Origin of the sequence: Phocaeicola intestinalis, from assembly GCF_014837065.1 — a bacterium.
GTDB classification, from domain to species: Bacteria; Bacteroidota; Bacteroidia; order Bacteroidales; family Bacteroidaceae; genus Phocaeicola; species Phocaeicola intestinalis.
Window position 1 is genome coordinate 1 of the sequence record NZ_JACSPP010000028.1, and the last position, 19,854, is coordinate 19,854.

Here is a 19,854-nt window from a genome sequence, read left to right on the forward strand (position 1 = left end):
GATATCCTACCTTAATGGGCTCGTATCTCGAATGGTACCCAAAATAGGAACCGCCGTATGCCGAACGGCACGTACGGGGGTGTGAGAGGTCGGTAAACATGAAAATAGGAGATAAACACCTATGATTAGTGTTTACCTCCTACTCGATTGGACATAGAGGCACAGAGACGCTGAGAAATAAATAGAGACGAAGTTCAGGATGTATTAATATGTAGTAGAGGTGTCATAATGTGACGTTTTTACTGGAATAGATTAAATCGTACCTCGTAAATCGAATAATAGTAAATAAATAATGGATTTATTTGGCAGACTCAGATAAAAGCATTATATTTGTCATACAAAAATGGAGCCGTACTTGCAGAATCGGGAAACTCATCAAATAATATGAAATACCGAGACTACGCTTCATCCTCCAATGGCGGGCCACGCCTTCGGGTAGCATTTATGCCGGTGGATTACAAAGGAGGTGGGCACTCAAATCCTGTCTATCGGAGTTTCGTCACGCCTCGGGTACGGCTCTTCTTTTTTAGGAAAACGAAGAATCTTGTTAGTCACTGTAAACAAACAGGCAAGGTTCTTCGTTTTTTTGTTTATATCATGCCGCTCGCTGTATGGATTGTGTGGCATTTCGCAAGAAGTATAATTGTCAATTATTAATTGTTATGTTGCTTTATTTTTCAGGAACGGGCAATTCCCGTTGGGTTGCAAACTTATTAGGAAAGTTATTGGATGAACGTGTTTATGCTCTGTTGGATATATGGGGTGACGAACTGTTATTGGATTTAGAGGAAGAGGAGGCATTAGGATTTGTTTTTCCTGTGTATGCATGGGGACCTCCCGCACTGGTAAGTGGTTTCCTTTCGAAGGTGCGCGCCAATAAAATTCCTTCTTATGTGTATTTTGTCTGTACTTGTGGCGATGATACGGGTAAGACTGCCGATATTTTCGCACGTGCCGTGCAGGAGAAAGGTTGGATCAGCCCTGCTGGTTTTTCGGTGATTATGCCTGAAACGTATGTCTGTTTGCCGGGATTTGACGTAGACCCTAAAGATAAAGAACAGAAGAAACTTCGTGAGGCAGTGGGCAGGATAGAAGATATAGCCCGCTATGTTGCCGCGCGTACGGATAAGGTAGATTGTAAGGAAGGCAGGTTTCCATGGATCAAGTCTTATTTGATTCGTCCTTTGTTCAATCGGTTCATGACTTCTGCCAAAAGTTTTCATGTGACAGATGCTTGCATATCATGTGGAAAATGTGTTACAGCCTGCCCCTTACACAATGTTCGGTTAGAAAAAAAACATCCGGTGTGGGGACAGAATTGTGCGATGTGTCTTTCCTGTTATCACCATTGTCCCAAGCATGCCATCGAGTACGGCCGTATGACAAAACATAAAGGGCAGTTTACATTGGAAAGGTAAGTGTAAATTCACTGCCTTTGTCAGGTTCCGAAGTAACGGCTATCTGGCCCCGATGTAATACGATGATTTGTTTGCACAATGCCAGCCCGATGCCAGAACCTCCCGGTTTGGTGGTAAAGAAAGGGACGAAGATGCGTTCTGTTACTTCGGGAAGCATACCTTCTCCATTGTCGGAAATGATGAACTTCCATTTTTCATCGTCTATGTGTGCATATATGTTGATGTGTGCTGACGGGTTGTCGCAGCAAGCCTCCTGCGCATTTTTGATAAGGTTGATGAATACTTGTTCCATTTGTCCGCGGTCGGCTTTCCAAGGTGTTTCGCAATCAGGGCAATGGAATGTGATGCGCGTGTCGGCAAACAGTTGTTTCAAGTCTTCAAAGAAATCATTTACCCGGATATTGTTTTTTACCGGCGGAGCGATTTTTGTCAGTTTCCGGTAGTTTTCTACAAATTCCAGTAAGCCTTTACTTCTTCGTTGGATAATTTGCAGTCCTTGTTGCATCAGGGTGTCTGTCGAGGTGGGTGAGTATGTCTGGCAGCGTTCGTTCAAGGTGTCAGCCAGTGAGATTATGGGAGTGATGGAGTTCATGATTTCATGGGTCAATACCCGGATAAGTTTTTGCCAGGCTTCCATTTCGGTATGTTCCAGTGCTGTATGTATATTCTTCAGGCTTACCAGCCAGTAGGCTTTTCCTTTCAGTTGGATGTGAGTGGCAGATACCGAAAGCTCTGTCGGTACAACAGAATGGGGCAGTTGGACCACGGCTTGTCTGCTACGGATAGCCGAAAGTATTTCTTGGGGTAGTTTGTTACGGTTGCCCAACAGTTGCTGTGCCGGTTTATTCATCCATTCAATTCTTCCGTCCGAATGGCAGACGATGACCGCTGTATCTACCTGGTTCAACAGATTTTCGTAGTACAGATGTTTGGTCTCTTCTTCGTTCAGGTGTGTGCGGATATTCTTAAGGGCGGTCGACATATCGGTTGCCAGTTGTTGCATCGTAGGATTGTTGAACGGTGCACACATCAGTTGAGACAAGTCATTGTTTTTCATACATTCTACAATCCGTTGCATCATGCGGATTTGTCGGTTTTGTGTTCGGTAGAGACTGATGCATATACCGGTGAGCAGAACTATACAGGCTGTGGCGCAGAACCACAGGTGCTGTGTTACAGCAAATGCGCCAGCTATGGCAAATAGGGTAATGCTGCCTACGTGTACGGCTAAAGAATAAGTATAGTTTTTCATAATCCGAGTTTTTCCAGTTTCCGGTAAAGGGTGAAGCGGGTAATGCCCAACAGTTCTGCCGCACGGCTCATATTTCCGCAGCTGGTTTTCAATGCTTGTTCGATGGCTTTGCGCTCCAGCTTTTCCAGATTCAGTTCCTGTATGTTTTCGTTATCGTTTCCTGCCGTAGTATGTGGAAAGAAGAAGTCATTGGGGCGTAACAGGTTGTTTTCGCTGAGGATGACAGCCCGTTCCAGTGTATGTTGCAGTTCGCGTACATTGCCGGGCCAATTGTATTTCAATAACTTGTTCTTGGCTTCCCGGGTCAGTCCTTTGGCTTCTTTGTGATATTTCCGGTTGAATTTGGTCAGGAAGTGTTCTGCCAGCAGCAAGATGTCTTCGCCTCTTTCCCGCAGTGGGGGAATGCGCAGCTCGATGGTATTGATGCGATACAACAGGTCTTGGCGGAAACTGCCTTCTGTTACCCTTTTGTGCAGATCGGCATTGGTGGCGCAAATCAACCGTACATCTATCTGAATGGGTTCGATGGCACCCAGCCGTGTGATGCGTTTCTTTTCGATGGCGGTCAACAGCCGTGCCTGCATGGGGAGTGACAGATTACCGATTTCGTCCAAAAAGAGTGTGCCTCCCGAAGCTATCTCCATCCGCCCGGGTTTAGATTTCCGTGCATCGGTAAATGCACCTTTTTCGTAACCGAAGAGTTCGCTTTCGAACAGTTGTTCGGGGATGCTTCCTAAGTCAATAGTGACGAATGCTGCCTCTTGCCGGGGGGAAAAGTGTTTCAGCATTCGTGCTACCAGGTCTTTGCCCGTACCGTTTTCACCCAATATCAGGATGTTGGCATCGGTATCCGAGAGCTTGAAAATGGTTTCTTTTACCTTTTGCATGGCTGGTGAATTTCCGATTAGTTCCGGCAAATCATCATTTCCTTTCAGGGCAAGCACCTGTTCTTGCAACCTGCCTACTTCTTTGCGTGACTGGCTGAGCTTGAGAGCGGAAGAAAGCGTGGCAAGCAGCTTTTCCTTTTCCCATGGCTTTGAAATGAAATCGGTGGCTCCTGCCTTGATGGCTCTTACTGCTTTGTCGGTATCGGCATAGGCTGTCATAAAGACTACCACCGCTTGCGGGTCTATGCGCAAAATCTGTTCCAGGCAGTCGAATCCTTCTTGTCCGCTGATGGCATCGCGGCGGAAGTTCATATCCAGCAAGATAACATCCGGTTGGAAAGTGGTCATGAAATGCCCGATGCGTGCTGGCTGGGTGGTTACCTTTATTTTTTCTGTATAAGGTTCCAGGAGCAGGTTCAGTGCGAACAGCACGTCTTCGTTGTCATCGATAATCAGTATTTTACCTTTGGGTTCCATAGTCTTTAGTTTGCTTCTCTGCAAAGATACGCATTTTCAGCTTGTGCTGTATGTGCGCTTTCGCACAAAATATGTGTGCTTCCGCACAGGGTTTGCCGAGGTGATGATTGGTAAAATTGTTGATAGATAGATGCTTATGTTTGTGGCATGGATTTTGATTGTTATTTTCAGAATCATTTTGTGCAGTAATATGAAACGATTGATAGGAATATTTTGCTTATTGGTTATGGGATGGACAGGAGCAGAAGCCGAGCGTTTAAGTCTGGACGATGCTATCCGGATGGCGCAGGCACATTCGCCGGAAGCGCAGGCGGCGCAGCATACTTATCGTGCTGCCTATTGGAGCTACCGTTCTTTCCGTGCCAATTATTTGCCGGAAGTCAGTCTTACTTCTACACCTTACCTCAACCGGCAAATCAACCGTGTGACCCAACCTGATGGTACGGAACAGTTTCTTCGGCAAAATCAGTTGAGCACAGATGTAAGCCTGTCGGTCAGTCAGAATATATGGTTTACGGGAGGTAATTTGTTTTTGCAGACGTCGGCACAGCGTATGGATGAATTCAGTGACCATACCGAAGCATACAATACTCAGCCGGTCACGATTGGTTATCAGCAGTCGCTTTTCGGATACAATTCACTGAAGTGGGACCGTCGTATCGAACCGGTACGTTTCCGTGAAGCCAGAAAGTCGTACGCCGAAACGCTGGAGCTGATAGCTTCGAGGGCTTGCGAATTGTTTTTCGACCTTGCCACGGCACAGGCCAATCTGGATATCGCCCGTGCCAATTATGCTTCGGCAGACACACTTTACCGTTATGCACGCGGACGGTATAATATAGGTAATATTACCGAAAACGAGATGTTACAGCTGGAAGTGAACAAGTTGACCGAAGAGACTAATATGATGCAGGCTAGTATTGAAGTGGAAGATGCGATGTTGACTTTTCGCTCTTTTTTAGGTATCCGGGAAGACGAGCCGATAGAAGTATTCCCGGCAGATAGCGTGACGGCTTTCGAAGTACCACTTGACCAAGCCTTGGAAAAAGCTTTTGCCCATAGTCCCGACATCGAAATGTATCAGCGGCTGAAGTTGGAAAGCCGTAGCCGGTTGGCTTCTGCCCGTGCCAACCGCGGATTGAAAGCCGACCTGTATGTGCAATTCGGGCTTTCGCAGACAGCAGATAATTTGCGGGCGTCTTATCGTAATCCACTTGACCAGCAATACGTCAGTCTGTCGGTAGTGATTCCTATTCTTGACTGGGGACGTGGCAAAGGTCAGGTACGGGTAGCGAAATCGAATATCGAGCTGGTTGATACGCAAGTAGAGCAGGGATTGACCGATTTTGAACTGAACGTGCGGAAAATGGTGAGGCAGTTCAACCTGCAGGCGCGGCAGGTACAAGTGGCGGCACGTACCGATGAAACGGCACGCAGGCGTTACGAAGTGGCTCTTCGCTTGTATCTGATGGGAAAGTCTACCATCCTCGACCTGAATGCAGCGACCACCGAAAAAGATACGGCACGCCGCAATCACATTGAGGCATTGAAAACCTATTGGACGCTTTATTATGGTTTGCGCAGCATGACGCAATACGATTTCGAACACAATTGTCCGCTTGCGGATAATTTGCCTGAAATATAGAAAATCTGTGGTAAGACCCCGACTATCTTAACTGTTAATTATTAACTAAAGAAATGGATATAAAACTGGAAAAGAAACCTTGGTACGTGCGCTACCGTTACCGCATAGCGGCTGGTATCGCTTTGACGGCAGGATTGGTTTATGTAGCGGTGCTTGCCTCCGGTCCGCGCAAGTTGCGGATAGATACCGAATCGGTGCAACTGGCGGAAGTGAAAGATGATGAGTTCTTGGAGTACGTTGATGTGGAAGGTGTGGTGCATCCCATCCTTACCCTGATGGTCAATACCCGCGAGGCGGGTAATGTAGACCGTATCGTAGCGGAAGAAGGAAGTCTGCTGAGGCGCGGAGATACCATCCTGACACTGGTCAACCCCGATCTGATACGTGATATCGAAGACCAACGGGATGAATGGGAAAAGCAACGCATCTCTTACGAAGAGAAGGCGTTGGAGATGGAGCAGAAGACCTTGACACTGAAGCAACAGGCATTGGAGGCAAGTTATGAGTTGAACAAAATCAGTAAAAGCTATGCCTTGGAAGAAGAAGAGTACAAGATGGGTATCCGCAGCAAGGCGCAACTGGAGGTGTCGGCAGATGAATACCGGTATAAGACCGAGTCGACCCGCTTGAAGCTGCAAAGTCTGCAAAGCGATTCGGCGATGACGGTTATCCGCAAGGAACTGCTCCGCAACGACCGTGAGCGGGAGCGGAAGGAATGGGAGCGTTCGTTACAGCGGAGGGATAACCTTGTAGTATGTGCGCCTGCCGATGGGCAGTTGAGTTTTGTGAAGGTCACACCCGGACAGCAGGTGAGTTCGGGTGAGAATATCGCCGAAGTGAAGGTAATGGATCAGTTCAAGATACGCACGGCATTAAGCGAGTATTACATCGACCGTGTCACCACCGGTTTGCCCGCTTCGGTCACTTATCAAGGTAAACGTTATCCGCTCCGGGTAACCAAGGTGGTGCCCGAGGTGAAAGAGCGTACCTTCGATGTGGATTTGGTATTTACCGGGGAGATGCCCGACAATGTGCGCCTTGGGAAGAGTTACCGGGTGCAAATCGAGCTGGGGCAACCCGAAAAGGCAATCGTGATTCCGCGTGGCAATTTCTACCAGCAGACGGGAGGCAACTGGATATTCAAGCTGAACGCCGACCGCACCAAGGCGGTGAAGGTGCCCATCACTATCAGTAGGCAGAATCCTCGCCAATATGAAATAACTGAAGGTTTGCAGCCCGGAGATTGGGTTATTACCACAGGATATGATAACTTTGGCGATGCGGAAGAATTAATACTGAGATGATGGTTTCACCACAGATAACACAGATTAAAAAATTAATTATTCATCATGAACTATACAGATAATAATTTATCTAATCTGTGTAATCTGTGGTGAAAAAACCAAACGAAATAGCTTATGATAACACTTTATTATTTGAAAATGTCGGTACGCTTTTTGACGCGTGCCCGTTCGTACACGATAATTAACTTGCTGGGGCTGGCATTCAGCCTGGCTTGCAGCATCATCCTGATTCGTTACATCCACCGCGAACTGACGGTGGACGCTAATTGTATTCATCCCGAGACGGTGGTGCTGCCGATGAGAGAGATTTATGGGAAATGTATCCCGAGCAGTATGATGTATATGGATTCGGTTTATATAGCTGACGGACATATAACGGAACGGTGCCGGATAGTTCCAGAAGAAAATGCGAGCATCGATTACGGAAATCGGACCTATACCGTTGATATGCTGGCTGTGGATTCGGCATTTTTCCGGTTCTTTAGCTATCCGGTAACGGCGGGAATGGTTGAGATGCCCGGAGATGACACGGCTATTCTTACCCGTGACTTTGCGGAACGTTTGTTTGGGAAAGAGAATCCTATCGGGAAGGTATTGGTTTATGGTGAGAAGACAGTGGTTGTGCGAGGGGTGATTGATGTTCCTTCTTGTAAGACGACTTGGCGTTTCGGTTTGCTGGTTTCTCATGGCTTGCAAAGGTGGAGCCGGATGGGTATTGAATTGTTGCGTGTATTGCCGGGCATCGATCTGGATGCTATCAATCAAGTGAGCAACGTGTATCGTGAAACGGAGTATTCGGGATTGACGCGGTATAAGTTCATTCCTTGGAAACAGTTTTATTGGGATTCTTCAGCCTTTGTGGAAAAATCATTGATGAATCACGGCAACAGTTCTTATTTGTTTATTTTGTCTGGAGTTGTAGCTTTACTGTTGGCAGTAGGCATTCTGAACTTTGTCAATCTTTATATGGTGATGTTGATGAAGCGTTCACGCGAGTATGGCATTAAGAAGGTATTGGGACTAAGCCGTTTGTCGCTTTTAGGAGAGATTTGGTTGGAAAACTTTGTGTTGGTTTTGGCTTCGCTTTTCGTGGCATGGCTGCTGATAGAAATAACCGTTGTTCCGGTTGAGTGTCTGTTAGGAGAACAGATTAGTTATACGGTTTTTGATGTTTGGTTATCATTGGGCATTTTGTTGTTATTGCCGTTGCTTACCTCTGTTTATCCATACGTAAAATACGGTTATCGTTTGCCCATTCAGTCGATGCGGAATATCGGTATGCGTTATTCGATAACTTCGCGTGTGCTTTTCTTGGGCATTCAGTATGTCTTTACGGTGTTGTTATTGATATTATCTGTTTATTTCGATTGTCATTTCCGTTTTCTGACGGATACCCCTCCCGGATTCCGGACTGCGGGAATCTTGGAAGCCAATTTGTATAAAGATAACTGGTATTCCGATAGAAATAAGCGCAATGAACGCCTCAAAGAACTTAAAAAGTCGTTGGACGAGTGCCCTTATATAAATTTGTGGTTGAGTTGTTCGTATGGTGAAATCAATAGTGGAGTCCAAGTGAAGATTATTAATGATAAAGATACGGTACTATCTATGCGGACAATATTTGTTCCGCCGAAATTCTTCAGTTTTTATGGATTGAAAACGGTTGACGGGAAACTTCCCAGCGAAATAGATGATATTACTCGTTCTGAGATTGTATTAAATCAGAAAGCAATGAAAGCGTTCGGTTACATTCGTTGTGATGAAGCTTTTGTTAGGGCTGAAGCTCCTTTATGGACATTTCTTGACGCGGACGGGAATATTGTAAGCGGTGGTATGGAGTTGATGCCGGTAAGTGCGGTGGTCGGAGATTGTTATTTCGGCAAACTGACTGATGGGATAGAACCTATAGTTTTTGTAGTTAGTCGGGAATTTGTTAATGATAAGCTTTCCATCGCCGTGCAGCCGGGCAAGGAAAAGGAATTGTTGGACTACCTCCGTAAGACGGTGAAAGAAATTTACGGCACCGAAGAGTTCGAATACGATTGGCTCTCGGATGTGGTGAAAGCCCAATACGCCCACGACCGCAAGATAGCTACGGTCTATTCGGTATTCGCCTTTATCGCCATCGTGGTGTCGTGCATGGGGCTGTTCGGTATTTCGCTTTTTGATATCCGCAGGCGATATCGAGAAATTGCCATCCGCAAGGTGAACGGTGCAACGCTGCGCGACCTTTATTGGCTGCTGGGTGGCAGATACTTGAAAGTTTTGCTGGTATCGTTTGTTGTGGCTGTTCCATTAGCTTGGGTGATACTTTACAAATATACCGAAGATTTTGTATTGAAGGCTCCGCTAAGTCCGTGGATATTCATCGTTGCCTTGCTGTTGGTTGCAGTGATTTCTTTGGGCACCCTTTGGTGGCAGGTGAACAAGGCAGCCCGCATCAATCCGGCGGATGTGATGAAGGCGGAGTGATTAAATTAAGAATTAAGAATGATGATTATACATTACTTGAAAATTGCTTGGCGTAACCTGTGGAAGTATAAGACGCAGAGCGCGATTGGCATCGTGGGGCTGGCGGTATGTTTGTTGTGCTTCAGCATTTGCCTGTATGTATGTCGGCTGATGTGGGCAACCGACCAATGCTTCCCTCAGAAAGAGCGTATTGGCGAGATTGCGATGAAGGAACCCCAAGGAGCGAAAGATTTGGCTGGAGTGCCTCCGGAACTGATAGATAAGTTGCGTATCCTGAACGGGATGGAAGCAGAAGCCTTTACATACCTGGGGAATCCAGGCTATCGTTCGTTTGAGATAGAAGTGAAGCCCGACGAGATGTTGCCGTTCGACCCGATGCTATGTATGGAAGTAGATACGTGTTTCCGTCAAGTATTCGGTGTGGATGTGCTGGCGGGTTCGTGGCAAGCTGCCGTGCATACGCCCAATGCGGTCATCTTGTCGGAAACCTTGGCGCGGCGTATCTATGGAAACCGCTTGCAGGATGCCATCGGAAAGCGTTTGTGCACCACGTCGAGGTTCGCCTTTGCGGGTGCGAACAGTGGCATCGGCTATACCGTGCAGGCGGTGATGGCAGACATTCCTTCCAATAATAGTTTTACGTATATGCAGCCTCTCGCCATGCTGGTGTTGAATGATAGCGATGGGAGGCTGCAATGGAAGGGAAAGGACGTGACGGGAGGTATGGGTTATGTATTGCTGAAAGGAGGGAAAGATAGCCGGAAGAAACTGGAAGCAGACCTTCGCACCAAGGGATTGGGTTTGCAGATGTTCGGCAGGGAGTTCGATGTGCATGTCCGTCCTTTAGGTTATGCCTATTGGAAGTACGGTGGTACGATGTATATCGTGTGGATTGCCGGCATTATCGGGAGTCTGGTGCTTTTGGTGGGGTTGCTCAATTTCTTTTATTTCCAAGTGGGGACTTTTCTGGCGCGTAGCGGCGAGTACAGTCTCCGGCGCGTATTCGGGGGAGGCAGTGCACATCTGTTGGGGCAATTATTTGTTCAGGCGGCACTGACGGTGCTGATAGCTTTCCTGTTGGTCTTTGTCTTGATAGAGTTGTTGGCACCCGTATTGCACATCGACATGATGGAGTTCGAACTTAGCATTGATGGTCCGGTATTGCAATACCAGTGTGCCCAATATCTGTTGTTGGTGCTGGCAGGCAGCTTGGGCGTATGCCTGTTTACTGTGGCACGTACACGTCGGATAAATATCCAGACAGGCATCCGCGGCATAAGTATCGGACGGGGCAAGCATCGGGTGCGCAACATCATGCTTGCCATCCAGTATTTCATTTGCTGGATATTTGTCACCTTGTCTTTCGCACTCTATCTGCAGGCAGATAAAACCACATCGGCACTCTTCGGTACGTTGACCCGTCAGGAGAAAAGCAGGATATTGAGCATCCCCTTGGATTACCCGTTTATGAAGCAGGCGGAAAAGCTTGCCTTGATAGAGCGCATGAAACAATGTGCGGGGGTGGAAGATTGCCTGTTGTCAGACGTTGATTATACACAGGGTGCCTCCGGCAATGTGTTCTATATCCAGCCGGATTCCCGGCGCGATAAGGAGGAAACTCCGGTCAATATTCTTAGTGTGCCTCATAACTTTTTCCGGTTCATGCACATTCCTGTCTTGCAAGGCAAGGTTCCCAATACAGAGAATGAACTGGTAATCGATCAGGTTTTCGGGCAGGAATTGCGCACGAAGCACCGGATGGAGCCTTTGGGTGCTACACTTTATGGATATTACGACGAGGGATATAAAGTAGCAGGGATAAGCAGTCCTTTTGTGACCAATGCCTACGGAGGAACGTTTGCTGAGAAAGGGTATGTTTTCCAGCTGGTGGATTTCCGTCAGTATGTGGGGCATTGTTACCTGAAGTGCTATGCCGGAAAGGCAGATGAAGTGCGCACGCAGGTTGACGGATTGTTGCATCAAGCCTTACCCTATACGGTAGAGCCGCGTATCTCTACTTTTCAGGATGACATCGAGGCGAAACAGGGGATAGAAAATGCACTGAAAGGCATCATCTTCTTTCTCGCAGTGGTATGCGTGACCCTTACGCTTTTAGGTGTTTACGCAGCTATTACCATTGATACGGAAAGCCGCAGTAAAGAGGTCGCCATCCGCAAGGTGCATGGGGCAAGCGTGGGGCAGATTATGTGGCTTTTTGCCCGTATTTACATCGGGATAGGTGGGGCGACGGCTTTGTTGGCTTTTCCGCTGCTTTATGGATTTATGGAGTATTGGGAACAGATGTATCGCATTTTTTTCCGCTACGGAGTTTGGTTTTGGGTAACTGTGTTTCTGTTTGTGGCTGCGGTCACAGCCTTTACGGTTGTGTCTCGCATTGTGCGCATTGCCCGCATTAATCCGGCAGAAATGATAAAGAAGGAATGAAACTAGGTGACAAGGAAACTAGGTTTAGAGTACCAAAGCTATCTAAAAACCTTGTCACCTTGTCAACTCGTCACCTTGTCAACTGAAAATATTTAATTAAAAAAATAACGAACATGAGAAAACTGTTTTTAGCCTGTATGCTTGCCGGAACATTGGCGGCACAGGCGCAAGGAAGATTTACAATTGAAGGTACTTTGTCGGGGGTAGACGAAGGAACTGTGTTGGGCTTGTATAAAGACGAAGGAGGAGTAGGTACGGAAGTAGCGGTAGATACATTGCGGAACGGTCGCTTTTTCTTCGAAGGCATGACTGCAAGCAATGAAGTGGAAGAGTACGACGTGATGGCAAAAGACTATGGGAAACTGCCTCCTGTCTGGCTTAGCTTGTGGATAGGGCCGGATACGCATTTGAAAGTGAAAGGCGAGAATAAGTTGCTTAAGACATGGCGTGTGGAAGGCGGGTCGGAATGCCAGCGGTTCCAACAGCAATTGGTTGATGCTTCCCGAAAGGAACTGGATGCTTTTCAGCAATTGACAATGGAGGGTATGGCTTTGGGTCAGGCTTTGCAAAGCGCTTCGGGAGAGCAACGGGAGTCGATAATCGCTAAGTTAAAACAGATGCAAGATGAGCAAGACAGCTTGCAACGGTGTGTCATGGCGAACAATATCCGTCTGATGAAGCAGACGGTGGTAAATAAGGTATGGATGAACAGCTTGAACGGATTAGGGATGTCGCTGAAGTATGATAAAAAGTTCTTGCATCGGGATGAGGTGAAAGCACTTTACGAAAGTTTGCCGGATGAATGGAAGAATACCGATGAAGGAAAGTCTGTCTATACGGCACTCTATCCGCCGGTAGTGGTGAAAGACGGGGAAATGGCGGTTGATGGAGATTTGTATGACCTGCAAGGCAAGGTGCATCATTTGAGTGAGTTCCGTGGGAAATATATCCTGCTCGATTTCTGGAGCAGGGGATGCGGTCCCTGCATCCAGTCGCAACCGGAATTGAAAGAAATCAGCGAGCTGCATAAAGATAGCTTGGAAGTGGTCAGCTTGAGTATAGAGACTGAAAAAGGATGGAGAGCTTCGGTAAAAGACCATCCGTTGGCATGGAATAACTGGAACGACCTGCAAGGGCGGAACGGTATTTCTGCCCGTTATGGAGTGAACGGTATTCCGCATTTCGTGCTGATAGCTCCCGACGGACACATCTTGAAGAGTTGGACAGGATATGGTCCGGGTTTGTTGAAGGTGCAGCTCCGCCGGTGGATGCATCCGCGGCCTCAAACGGTCTACGGCACACACGAAGGCAATCCGACGGTAGACTACCCTGTGTATGGAAGTTCGAATACCGATGCCTTGCAGATAACGCAAGTGGAACGGACTGATACCGCAACCATTGTCCGCATACATGCTTATTATATCCCCAAGTATTGGATTCGGTTGAGCAAGGAAACCCATTTGGTGGCAGATGACGGGACATCGTGTCCGGTACTCCGTTCGGAAGGTTTTCCCTTGGGTGAGCGGTTCTTTATGCCCGAAAGCGGAGAGGTAACGTTTACGCTATATTTCGCCCCACTTCCGGCAGGCACCCGTACCTTCGATTTTACGGAAGGCGATGGGGCCGATTCGTGGCAAATCAAAGGGATCAGGTTGAGAAAATAATTATAGGTAATAAGGGAAAAAGTTGACAAGGTAACAAGGAAACAAGTTGACAAGGTTTAGAATACCAAAGCTATCTAAAAACCTTGTCACTTTGTCAACAAAAAAATAGAAAGAATATGATAAAGACAAACAATTTACAAAAGGTTTTCCGCACCGACGAGGTGGAGACCTGGGCATTGAACAATGTGAGTATTGAAGTGAAAGAAGGCGAGTTTGTAGCCATTATGGGTCCTTCGGGATGCGGCAAGTCTACGTTGCTGAACATCTTGGGGTTGCTCGACAATCCTACGGGAGGTGAGTATTACTTGAACGGGAAGGAAGTGTCGAAGTACACCGAAGCGCAGCGCACGTCCATTCGCAAGGGAATCATCGGTTTTGTATTTCAGAGTTTCAACTTGATAGATGAACTGAATGTGTACGAGAACATCGAATTGCCTTTGCTTTACATGGGTGTTCCGGCTTCCGAACGTAAGCGGAAGGTGGAGGAAGCTATGGAAAGGATGGCGATAGCCCACCGTTCGAAACATTTCCCGCAACAGCTTTCAGGAGGGCAGCAGCAGCGTGTGGCGATAGCCCGTGCGGTAGTTTCCAATCCGAAGATGATACTTGCCGACGAACCGACCGGTAACCTAGATTCGAAGAACGGAAAGGAAGTGATGAGCCTGTTGACCGACTTGAACAAGGAAGGCACCACCATCGTGATGGTGACCCACTCGCAACACGATGCCGGTTATGCCGGACGTATTATCCGTCTGTTCGACGGTCAGGTGGTGACGGAAGTGGCGTTATGATGGTATATGTTGGTTAAAAACGCAGATTAACGCAGATTTTCGCAGAATTTGAATATGGGTGAAAGTTTGTGTTAATCTGCAGGAATTTGAGTTCAATTGATTAGTTGATTCTTATGTCTTATTATCAGTTATTACGGTTGATTATACGAGGCTGGTGGCGCAACAAGTTGTTTACTGTGGTAGCATGGGGCAGTTTGGTCATTGGCATCTTGTGCGTTTCTTTGTTGGGAGCTTTTGTATTGCATGAGTATCGTGCCGATAAAGTGATTCCTGACGGAGAACGTATCTTACGCCTGACTCAACAGGTGTCAATGGGAGAGCAGGCAGCGACTACTTTTATATATGGACCGGATGTGCCGCAAATCGTGTCTGCTTTTCCCGAAATAGAAACTTCTACCCGTGTGTCGAAACGTAGTAAAGTTTCGGTTGTATATCGGGATGAGACGTTTTCAATAGAACGGTTTATGCTGGCAGATTCAACGTTTCTTGACTTCTTTCCTTTGGAGGCGGTGCAAGGCAGTTGGCAAGAAGTACAAGTACAACCGGATGCGATTGCTTTGGAAGAAAAGACGGCGTTGCGGATATTTGGCTCATCGGATTGCTTGGGAGAATCCCTTGCCATGACTGTTGACGGAGATGTTCGTCCGATGGTTGTGAAGGTGGTGTTCCGCAATCCGGCGCAGGCTTTATTGTCTGTAGGTGCTTTGAGTCTGTCGGCAGGTTCTGATGACGGAGAAGCTTGTTTCATCAAGTTGCGTGAAGGGACGGACTTGGATAAATTCCGGCAGAAGTTTGCGGAAACTCTTCTTCCTACGGTATTGGGTAAAGGTCATTTGGATACACAAACTTTACACGAGTCTTATTTTGATACCAGTGTGCAGGACCTTGTTTTGCGGCATCGTTCGCTTGTCATTCTGGTTATTGGAGGAGTCGTGGCATTGCTTGTATTGTTAGTCGCTTGTTTCAATTACCTCAATTTAGGGCTTACCCGTTTGTTGGACCGGATGCGTATGTTGCATATTGAGGTTTTTGCCGGTGCGTCGCGGAAAGACATTTATCGCCAGTTGTTTTTAGATACGTGCCTGATGATTGGGCTGGCGTTCATTTGTTCTTTTTTGCTGATGAATGACCTGTTGCCTTTGTTCAACCGGTTGATGGATGTCGAGTTGACGATGGGGTACATACTGTCTTATCAAGTATTGCCTTGGTTGTTGTTGGGAGGTATTGTCCTTGCGGGGATTCCTGCCTTTTTCATCAGCCGGAAGTTGCAGTCGCTTACCGAAAGCGAGTATCGTTGGTTCTATCAGGGTAAGATAAGACGTTTGCTGGTGTCTTGCTTTCAGGGAGGACAGTTTGTCGTGACCTTGGTTTTATTCAGTGTGTTTTTGATTATCCATAGCCAGTTGGAACTGATAAAGAAAGACAACCTGCGGTTTGAGGGAGTAATTGATGTGTATGTAGAAAAGGATTGGGGACCTCCTGTTTCTGCGTGGATGGAAGAAGCAAGGCATTGGCAAGGAGTAAAGGAGGTGACCTTGTCCGAAACAGGGCTTTTTGAAGAATCAATGGCCATTATCGGAAAATCGGGAAATCCGGAAGACATTGTTTGGATAGATATGGTTTCGTGCCGGAAAGACTTTTTGGACTTTTATCGGCTGGAACTGATAGACTCGGAACAGACCGCTCGTTTGCTTCCTGCTACCGCCTATCCCGTTGTGGTGAACGAAACATTTGTGAAGAAGTTTGTTCCTGATGGCATCAATCCGATTGGTGAACAGGTGTCCAAATACCTTCCCGATGAACCGTTGTTCGATAACCGGACTATCGTAGGGGTAGTGCGTGATTTCAGGAAAAGGTCGTTATCCGAATCGGTTTGGCCGTTGTTTATCAGCCTGAACGATGTATCGTCTGCCGATGTGCAAACACTTTCGGTAAGGGTAGAGGAGGGCAGGAAAGCGGAAGTCTTGAAACAGTTGAGACGGAAATGGGAAGAGGTTTATCCCGACCGGACGTTTGTATATCAGGATATAGGAGGTATATTGGAAGAAGCCAATCGGGATGTCGTGATGTTGACGGATATCCTGTCTTTGTATGCGGCAATCAGTTTGTTGCTGACTTTTTCTGGTTTGTTCAGTTTGGTGCGTTATACCGTCCGTCTGCGTCAACGTGAAATTGCCTTGCGGAAGATACATGGAGCTTCTTTGGGACAAATACAATGGATATTATCTTGCTCGTATGTAGCGGGGGTGGCAATTGCCTTCCTGATAGCCGTGCCTTTGGTGTATGCTTGCATGCTACCGTGGCTGGAGCATTTCCGTTATTATGCTCCCATCTCCGTTTCACATTTCATGATACCGTTGGTGATTACGGCTGGAGTCATTTTCCTTACCGTGTGGCTAATCGGTTATAAGGTTGCGAAAATGAATCCTGCTGAAGTCATCAAGCGGGAATAACCGATTTTATGCGTATATTTGTTACATTATTCAATAAAAACAGCTTATGAAAAACAGTACATTTGTTGCATCGGCTTTATTAGCCTTGATGCTGGCGGCTTGCCAGACAGGACCTAAAGTCGTAGAGAACCCACTGATTGAGAGTGCCAACAGCATGACACTTGATATCGCGAAAGTAGAATTGACCGACACCGCTACGGTGTTGCATGTGGATGCGTATTTCCGGCCGCATTATTGGATTCGCATCGATTCGAAAACTTATCTGCGGGCAGAAGGTAAAAACTATGCTTTGACTGATGCACAAGGTATTACACCCGATTCGCTCTTCTGGATGCCTGAGTCGGGAGAGGCTTCGTTTGTGCTTTCTTTCCAGCCGTTGCCCAAACGGACAAAGTCTTTCGACTTCATCGAGTCGGATTGTGCCGACTGCTTTAAGCTGTTCGGCATAGACCTGACCGGGAAGAAGAGTTATGATACTCCTGAAGGCATTCCTGCCGAAGCTTTGCAGATAGACGGGAATGCAACCATGCCTGCACCTGTCTTTAAGAGTGGGGAAACGACGGTTGAAGTCCATTTGCTTCATCACCGGAAAGAACTGGGAAAGGAACAGGCTATGTATGTCAACACTTTGACAGGCGGGCAAGAGGAATATACGGCAGCCATTGATTCGGTAACCGGAGTAGTGACATTCAAATTTAGCCAATATGGTCTGGCTGAGGCTTTGTTCCCGATGGCTGGTTCGGTATTGCTTGCTCCCGGCGAACATGTCACGGTGTATATAGACCAGCGGTTCAGTGGCCAACGTATCGTTGCCAGTCGAAAAGGTTCGGAAATACAGTCGTTCCGGACATTGTATGCAGATGGCACGTATGCCAATCTTAATAACCTGGTTAATAGCCGGACGGATTGGCCCGCATGGTCAATGAATCTGTATAGCGGCAAGTTTGGGGATTACAAGATGAGTGCGGAAGCGTATGAAACGTATGTGGTAAATCGGTATAAGGAGTTGTCGGATAGCATTGCGTCGGATAGCCTGCCATCTTTGATGAAAGAATGGATGCTGTTGTCCTTGAAAGGCGAAGCAGTTGTGGCTATGATGGATGGAGACCGGGGACGTGAGTTCAATTACCGCTACTTGCATAACGACTGGGACAGGCGGAATCCCGTGAAAGGAATCGACCCGATGAAGCCTGAAAGCATCTTAGGGCTTACCAAGTTATTCGATATAAACGACCCGCAACTGTTAATGGGGGCACGAAGCTCTGATTATATCGGTAGTGTGGCGTATGCGGATGAAGCTTGGATAAAAGCTGCCGGCATTCAGACCGGACTGGTACCTTCGTTACGGAAGTTTATTCCGCTTGTCGGGAAAGCACAGGCCGGGACGTTGACCGAAGCCGATATGAAAGTATTCGGTGCGGAAGACAATCCGTTTTATGCGGATGCATTGAGAGCGATGCAGCAAGAGACGTTAGCCCAATTAGAAGCTGTAAAGGATAAGGCGGTTGTTGAGCGGACTCCCGATGTACCGGTTGAGAAGTTGTTCGATGCCATTGTATCTCCCTATAAGGGCAAGGTGGTGTTGGTGGATTTTTGGAATACGTGGTGCGGTCCCTGCCGTGCGGCTATCAAGGCTACCGAGCCGCTGAAAGATACGGAGCTGAAGAGCGATGACTTGGTATGGATTTACATTGCCAACGAGACATCGCCCATTGTTAAATACAAGACCATGATTCCTGATATCAAAGGCAAGCATTTCCGCCTGAACGATAAGCAGTGGGAGTATCTCGCCAAAAAGTTCAAGATAGACGGCATTCCTTCTTACGTATTGGTGGATAAAGACGGATCGTACCGTTTACGTAACGATTTGCGCGACCACGATTTGTTGTGCAAGACATTGGCAGAGAAAAGCCAGTCTGAATAATAAATCGGTGTAAAGAGTTGTATCTGGCGGAAAATGATGTAAAGGGAGTTCCGCAAAGTACCGGTAGATACTTGTTAAGAAACGAATATATACTTCATTTGCCGATGAAGTATATATTCGTTTGCAGTTTCAGTATATATGAAACTGCTTTCGGAGATATCTTCGTTTTTCAACCCTGCTTACTGGCAGCATGCAGCATTGTCACTTATTTTCTGTGCAATCTGTGGTGAAAGCAAAATGCCGTTAGAAGGCAATGCCTTCGGGCACGATGCTTTCAATGCGGTTCTCCACTTCGTCGGGCACTTTGGAAAAGAAATCCAGTCCGGTTTCTTCTTCTACCTGGTCTACCTTGACCATGTAGTTCTTCAGATTCTGGTGATGTGCTTTGTTTTCGAACAGGAAGCCCATGGCAATGGGTTTTTTTCGGTTGTAGATGAGCACGACTTTAAAGAAACGGTCGGGTACAGCCACCTGGTGCTTTCCGATTCGTTTGGGTGAAGAAGTGTCGTAGATGGGACCGCAGGCGATGTATACGGTGCCGTATTTCTTTGCCCATTTGCGGCAACTCTCTTCCAGGTCGCCCCAGTCATCGCGGTTCAGTTTGCGGTTTTGCGGGCAGATGTTGCTCATGTAGAACGATTCTTTCATGGCCTGTTTGCTCCATTTCATGTCGGCTGCCGGGGCCATGTGTCCGCGGTCGTAGCCCGAATGGGTGTAGTCGGAGGTCTCCACGCGAGGTTCAGGCAGACTGGGGTCGGGCAGGAACTGATTGGTGCGTCCTTCTTCTCCCGTCGTTTCCTGGCGCGTAAGTTCCCATGCCACCCAGTTGGGGGTTTTATAATGATGGTTGTAAGACACGGTATATCCGGTATGGGTGATGATGGTTTCGTCTCGCTGGCGGATGGTTTTCGGTATCTCCAGTTGTAAGGAGTATCTGCCATCTGGCGCTTTGGCATTTGTGTTTTCAGTGACACTTGCTTTATCCGTCAGTGTTCTGATTGTTTCGGAGCTGAATATTTTTCCATCGTTCTGGTAGAGGTAAAGAGCTCCGATAATGATTGCTGCCAGCAGGATAAAGCCTTTCAGTCCTCCTCCTGCTTGTTTTTTACGTTTTTTTGCCAT

At 47.2% G+C, this 19,854-nt stretch carries 12 protein-coding genes; 9 read left to right on the top strand and 3 right to left on the bottom strand.

Features of this window, described 5'->3' with window-relative positions:
* Positions 1 to 662 precede the first annotated feature (662 nt).
* Positions 663 to 1,418 carry an EFR1 family ferrodoxin gene (locus H9625_RS09855; RefSeq protein ID WP_191764133.1) on the top strand — a complete coding sequence of 252 codons (756 nt, stop codon included), beginning with the start codon at positions 663 to 665 and terminating at the stop codon, positions 1,416 to 1,418.
* Here the strand turns inward: H9625_RS09855 and H9625_RS09860 are convergent.
* Both H9625_RS09860 and H9625_RS09865 read right to left on the bottom strand, forming a co-directional pair.
* Positions 1,402 to 2,670, bottom strand: a complete 1,269-nt coding sequence (locus tag H9625_RS09860; protein WP_087251605.1) for a sensor histidine kinase — start codon at positions 2,668 to 2,670, stop codon at positions 1,402 to 1,404. The two genes, H9625_RS09855 and H9625_RS09860, sit on opposite strands and share 17 nt — an antisense overlap.
* A complete protein-coding gene (locus H9625_RS09865; RefSeq protein WP_191764135.1) occupies positions 2,667 to 4,034 on the bottom strand; it encodes a sigma-54-dependent transcriptional regulator in 1,368 nt (455 codons plus the stop codon). The genes H9625_RS09860 and H9625_RS09865 overlap by 4 nt, the downstream gene beginning before the upstream one ends.
* A gap of 226 nt (positions 4,035 to 4,260) precedes the next feature.
* Between H9625_RS09865 and H9625_RS09870 the strand changes: the two genes are divergently transcribed.
* The 8 genes from H9625_RS09870 to H9625_RS09905 all read left to right on the top strand — a co-directional run bounded on the left by H9625_RS09870 (position 4,261) and on the right by H9625_RS09905 (position 18,732).
* Entirely contained in the window at positions 4,261 to 5,679 is a 1,419-nt protein-coding gene (locus tag H9625_RS09870) for a TolC family protein (protein ID WP_225226397.1), read from the top strand.
* A 53-nt stretch (positions 5,680 to 5,732) separates the two neighbouring features.
* On the top strand, positions 5,733 to 6,983 hold the full coding sequence (locus H9625_RS09875) for an efflux RND transporter periplasmic adaptor subunit (RefSeq protein ID WP_191764139.1): 1,251 nt from the start codon (positions 5,733 to 5,735) through the stop codon (positions 6,981 to 6,983).
* 114 nt (positions 6,984 to 7,097) lie between these two features.
* Positions 7,098 to 9,455 carry an ABC transporter permease gene (locus H9625_RS09880; RefSeq protein WP_191764141.1) on the top strand — a complete coding sequence of 786 codons (2,358 nt, stop codon included), beginning with the start codon at positions 7,098 to 7,100 and terminating at the stop codon, positions 9,453 to 9,455.
* Positions 9,456 to 9,473: 18 nt separating this feature from the next.
* Positions 9,474 to 11,900, top strand: a complete 2,427-nt coding sequence (locus H9625_RS09885) for an ABC transporter permease (protein WP_191764143.1) — start codon at positions 9,474 to 9,476, stop codon at positions 11,898 to 11,900.
* 113 nt (positions 11,901 to 12,013) lie between these two features.
* Positions 12,014 to 13,564, top strand: coding sequence for a TlpA disulfide reductase family protein (locus tag H9625_RS09890; RefSeq protein WP_191764145.1), 1,551 nt, complete (start codon positions 12,014 to 12,016; stop codon positions 13,562 to 13,564).
* Positions 13,565 to 13,680: 116 nt separating this feature from the next.
* Positions 13,681 to 14,355, top strand: coding sequence for an ABC transporter ATP-binding protein (locus H9625_RS09895; protein ID WP_087210077.1), 675 nt, complete (start codon positions 13,681 to 13,683; stop codon positions 14,353 to 14,355).
* 113 nt (positions 14,356 to 14,468) lie between these two features.
* Positions 14,469 to 16,808 carry an ABC transporter permease gene (locus tag H9625_RS09900; protein ID WP_191764147.1) on the top strand — a complete coding sequence of 780 codons (2,340 nt, stop codon included), beginning with the start codon at positions 14,469 to 14,471 and terminating at the stop codon, positions 16,806 to 16,808.
* Positions 16,809 to 16,854: 46 nt separating this feature from the next.
* Complete coding sequence (locus tag H9625_RS09905; RefSeq protein WP_191764149.1) at positions 16,855 to 18,732, top strand: TlpA family protein disulfide reductase; 1,878 nt, start codon at positions 16,855 to 16,857, stop codon at positions 18,730 to 18,732.
* Between the two features lie 243 nt (positions 18,733 to 18,975).
* On the opposite strand, the gene H9625_RS09910 is transcribed toward H9625_RS09905, so the two are convergent.
* On the bottom strand, positions 18,976 to 19,854 hold the full coding sequence (locus H9625_RS09910) for a DNA/RNA non-specific endonuclease (protein WP_191764151.1): 879 nt from the start codon (positions 19,852 to 19,854) through the stop codon (positions 18,976 to 18,978).

Excerpts from the sequence above, each read along its gene's own strand:
- H9625_RS09905 (WP_191764149.1), top strand. The coding sequence starts at position 16,855 with ATGAAAAACAGTACATTTGTTGCATCGGCTTTATTAGCCTTGATGCTG.
- H9625_RS09870 (WP_225226397.1), top strand. The coding sequence starts at position 4,261 with ATGGGATGGACAGGAGCAGAAGCCGAGCGTTTAAGTCTGGACGATGCT.
- H9625_RS09865 (WP_191764135.1), bottom strand. The coding sequence starts at position 4,034 with ATGGAACCCAAAGGTAAAATACTGATTATCGATGACAACGAAGACGTG.
- H9625_RS09875 (WP_191764139.1), top strand. The coding sequence starts at position 5,733 with ATGGATATAAAACTGGAAAAGAAACCTTGGTACGTGCGCTACCGTTAC.
- H9625_RS09880 (WP_191764141.1), top strand. The coding sequence starts at position 7,098 with ATGATAACACTTTATTATTTGAAAATGTCGGTACGCTTTTTGACGCGT.
- H9625_RS09860 (WP_087251605.1), bottom strand. The coding sequence starts at position 2,670 with ATGAAAAACTATACTTATTCTTTAGCCGTACACGTAGGCAGCATTACC.
- H9625_RS09890 (WP_191764145.1), top strand. The coding sequence starts at position 12,014 with ATGAGAAAACTGTTTTTAGCCTGTATGCTTGCCGGAACATTGGCGGCA.
- H9625_RS09910 (WP_191764151.1), bottom strand. The coding sequence starts at position 19,854 with ATGGCAAAAAAACGTAAAAAACAAGCAGGAGGAGGACTGAAAGGCTTT.
- H9625_RS09895 (WP_087210077.1), top strand. The coding sequence starts at position 13,681 with ATGATAAAGACAAACAATTTACAAAAGGTTTTCCGCACCGACGAGGTG.
- H9625_RS09855 (WP_191764133.1), top strand. The coding sequence starts at position 663 with ATGTTGCTTTATTTTTCAGGAACGGGCAATTCCCGTTGGGTTGCAAAC.
- H9625_RS09900 (WP_191764147.1), top strand. The coding sequence starts at position 14,469 with ATGTCTTATTATCAGTTATTACGGTTGATTATACGAGGCTGGTGGCGC.
- H9625_RS09885 (WP_191764143.1), top strand. The coding sequence starts at position 9,474 with ATGATGATTATACATTACTTGAAAATTGCTTGGCGTAACCTGTGGAAG.